Source organism: Steroidobacter sp. (assembly GCF_016790065.1).
In the GTDB taxonomy this organism is placed as follows: domain Bacteria; phylum Pseudomonadota; class Gammaproteobacteria; order Steroidobacterales; family Steroidobacteraceae; genus Steroidobacter.
The window spans coordinates 1-3,443 of record NZ_JAEUPY010000510.1 but is presented as its reverse complement, the minus strand read 5'-3'; the positions used below and the strand labels follow the sequence as shown (position 1 = coordinate 3,443).

4 protein-coding genes are annotated in these 3,443 nt (G+C 60.8%); 1 reads left to right on the top strand and 3 read right to left on the bottom strand.

Going from position 1 to position 3,443, the window contains the following annotated elements; genetic code table 11:
* The 3 genes from JNL55_RS21240 to JNL55_RS21230 form a co-directional block, all read right to left on the bottom strand.
* A partial coding sequence (locus JNL55_RS21240) for a TonB-dependent receptor plug domain-containing protein (protein ID WP_293858503.1) occupies positions 1-503 on the bottom strand: 503 nt, incomplete at its 3' end.
* Positions 504-616: 113 nt separating this feature from the next.
* On the bottom strand, positions 617-1,678 hold the full coding sequence (locus JNL55_RS21235; protein ID WP_293858500.1) for a phytase: 1,062 nt from the start codon (positions 1,676-1,678) through the stop codon (positions 617-619).
* A 186-nt stretch (positions 1,679-1,864) separates the two neighbouring features.
* Positions 1,865-2,326 (bottom strand): Lrp/AsnC family transcriptional regulator, encoded by a 462-nt coding sequence (locus JNL55_RS21230; RefSeq protein WP_293858497.1) that lies wholly within the window; start codon positions 2,324-2,326, stop codon positions 1,865-1,867.
* A 159-nt stretch (positions 2,327-2,485) separates the two neighbouring features.
* On the opposite strand from JNL55_RS21230, the gene ald reads away from it, so the two are divergent.
* Positions 2,486-3,443 (top strand): alanine dehydrogenase (gene ald, locus JNL55_RS21225; RefSeq protein WP_293858495.1); only part of this gene is annotated, 958 nt, incomplete at its 3' end.

The window sequence follows — 3,443 nt, the reverse complement described above, 5'->3', positions numbered from 1 at the left end:
TCGAATGTTTCAGTCGGTTTGCGAGTGACCAGATTGATGGCGCCGCCCAGGCCGCCGGGGCCGTCGAGCACCGAAGCGTAGCCCTTGCGGATCTGGATCTCGGCCAGGTCCATCGTCAGGAAGCGGTTGAAGTCCAGACGGTTGTCGGCGGGCAGATAGACACGAATGCCGTCGATGGACAGCGGCACCTGCCAGCGGCCGTAGCCACGCACGAAAATGTCGTGCTCGTTGCGGCGGCCGTTGGCGTCGAAAGTGCTGGTGACGCCCGGAATCAGTTTCACGGCCTGGTCCAAGGTATTCACGTCGAATGCCCAGACTTCGTCCTGGCTGACGCTGGCGTCGCCGATCACCGAGCTGATTTTCGGCGCGGTCACCGTGATCTGGCCCAGTTTGAACACGTTGCCGTCGCTGTCGTCGGCGTGGGCGGTGGCTGCTACGCAGATCGACGCGAGCGGCACGGCAGCGAGCACCAGTGTGGTCGCGTTACGAGACTTATGAATCAAAACGAGGCTCCCTTGCTTCTTCTCGACAACGCCGCCGAGAGGCGGCGTGATGCCCGCAAGGATATAACGGGGCGTCAGGGAGCGCTATGTCCGATCCTGCATATCGAAGGCTGTTACAGCGGCAAGCCCAGCGCTGCGGCGATCCGCTCCCAAGGCACCAGTTTGAAGTTCTGCGCAGCCGAAGGATTGGTGTTCTTGCCATCCTGCGCTACGAACACACCATGCGGAAACGCCGCGCCTAGCGCGGTGCTGGTGACATCGATGCCGTCCGTATCCGACGTGCCGTCGATGCCTTCGGGACTCGCAACGATTGCGAATTTGCCCAGGAACTTGTTATCGCCGTTGCGTAGATAGACGTTGTAATCGTTCGAGCCCTGGCTCGACACGATGACGTAGCCAGTGTCGCCGGAGCCATAAAAAATCGTCACGCCTTCAGCGTCGTCGGTGAGATGGCCGTTCGCGACCGAGTCGATCTGAGTGCGCTCGGAGCCGCCGTCGGGTGCGGCGGAGTAGCGCCACAAGCCGACATCTTCTTCAGCTATATATAAGTGACCGGTGCCGTCGTCAGCCGCGCAGCCCTCGGCTTGCGAGCCGACGGCAAACTCTCGCACCTGGCGTGCGCCGACTTTGTTACCGCGAGCTTCGAGTTGCCATTGTTTGAACGCGCCGCTGTCATTGTCGTTTGCGAACACGAAGTACTCGCCCTTGGGACTGCGATACATGCACAAGCCGTAAGGATCGAGCAAGCCAGTAGCAATCTTCCCATCGGCGACATTGCTCAAGCGGCCGTCGGCATCGACAGCATACAAAGCCAATGTTTGATCGGTGCGATTGGTCGCCGCGACGATGGCGACTTCGGCGCCGCCGAGTGCGAAGCCATAACGCAGGTCGACATTGTTCATGCGGCCGTCGGGTAGCGACTGCACGCGCTTGCCGCTCAAGTCATAGACGTCCAGGCCGTTCTTTTTGTCCGTGCCGATGATCAGGCTGCGCGCCGGGTCGGTGGGATGAATCCAGATCGCCGGATCGTCGGCGGCATCTTGCAGGCTGGGCACCGGTTCGGTTTCGACCGAAGCAAATACCGGCTTGGCCGCTGCGGACGGCGCGCTGTTCTTGGCGGCGGAGCAGGCGCTGAGCAAGGCAAACGACAGCACGACAGGCAGCGAACGGTGCATTACAAAAAACTCCGGCGGCGCGTCGTGCGCCGGTTGTTGCGGCAAGAAGCAGATAACCCTGTCGAGTGAGCGCAGTCGTTGCCGGTGCGTCATCACGACGCGCGAATTGTAACGACGCTTGCCTGACAGTTATGTGTCGAATGACGTCAGCAACCGATCAGTTTTGTCATGCCGCTGTCACAAACATCAGCGAATCGGCAGCTCACGCGACTTCTGCACCGTTCGCAACGCGAAGCTGGAATGCACGCGGGCGACGCCGGGCAGCCGAGTGAGATATTTGCTGTGCAGTCGCTCGAAGTCGGCGGTGTCCGCCACGACTACTCGCACGGCGTAGTCATAGTCGCCGGTCATCAAATAGCACTCCATCACTTCCGGAATCTTGCGCACGGCTTCTTCGAACTTGCGCAGGTCGGTCTCGTCCTGACGGTCCAACGTGATGTTGACGAACACGTTCACCGGGCAGCCGGCTTTCTGTTGACTGATGAGCGCGGTGTAGCCCTCGATCAGGCCGGATTCTTCCAACTGCCGGATGCGTCTCAAGCACGCGGACTCGGACAAATTGACGCGCTCGGCCAGCGCACTGTTCGGGATCCGGCCTTCGTGCTGGAGCGCCTGCAGAATGGCGCGGTCGAAACGGTCGAATTTCATGGCGCAAGAATCCGTCGGGTATTGCGAGGATGTTCGTGGATTCTGCCACATATCCGCCGGAATCTGCCTGAATGTGGCAGTTTCCTGCGCCGATGCGGCCCTAAATTGACCGCGATATCCGCGTTGCCCGTTCTCCTGGTCGAGTTCACACGAGGTTTTATGCGTATCGGCGTACCGAAAGAAATCAAGAATCACGAATATCGAGTCGGTCTGGTGCCCGCCGGGGTGCGGGAATTGGTGGCAGCAGGCCATCAAGTGTCGGTGCAAAGTACGGCCGGTGCGGGTATCGGCGTTGAGGATGCGGCCTATGTCGCTGCCGGTGCCAAGATCGTCGGCACGGCCAAAGAAGTTTTCGACGGCGCGGACCTGGTAGTGAAGGTCAAAGAGCCGCAGCTCGCTGAATGCAAGATGCTCCGTCCGGGGCAAACCCTGTTTACCTATCTGCATCTCGCGGCCGATGCCGCGCAAGCCAATGCATTGATGGCGTCCGGTGCGACGTGCATCGCTTACGAAACTGTCACTGCTCCAAACGGCTCGTTGCCGTTGTTGACGCCGATGAGCGAAGTCGCCGGCCGCATGTCGGTGCAAGTGGGCGCAGCTTCGCTGCAGAAAGCGAATGGTGGCTTGGGCGTGTTGCTCGGCGGTGTGCCGGGAACTGCGCCGGCCAAAGTCGTCGTGTTGGGCGGTGGCGTGTCGGGCACATCCGCTGCCGAGATCGCTGTCGGCATGCGCGCCGATGTGACCGTCGTCGATCGTTCGTTGAAGCGTCTGCGCGAGCTGGATGCATTGTTCGGCGGTCGCTTGAAGACCATGGCTTCGACGGCTGAAGCCATCGAGTCGTTGGTGACGCAGGCCGATCTGGTGATCGGTGCGGTGCTGGTGGTGGGCGCAGCTGCGCCGAAGCTGGTGACGCGCGACATGGTCGGCAAAATGAAAAAAGGCTCGGTGATGGTCGACATTTCCATCGATCAGGGCGGTTGTTTCGAAACCAGCAAGCCGACCACGCATGCCGAGCCGACCTTCGTGGTCGACGGTGTCGTGCACTACTGCGTGACCAATATGCCGGGCGCCGTGCCACGCACTTCGACGTTCGCTTTGACGAACGCGACGTTGCCGT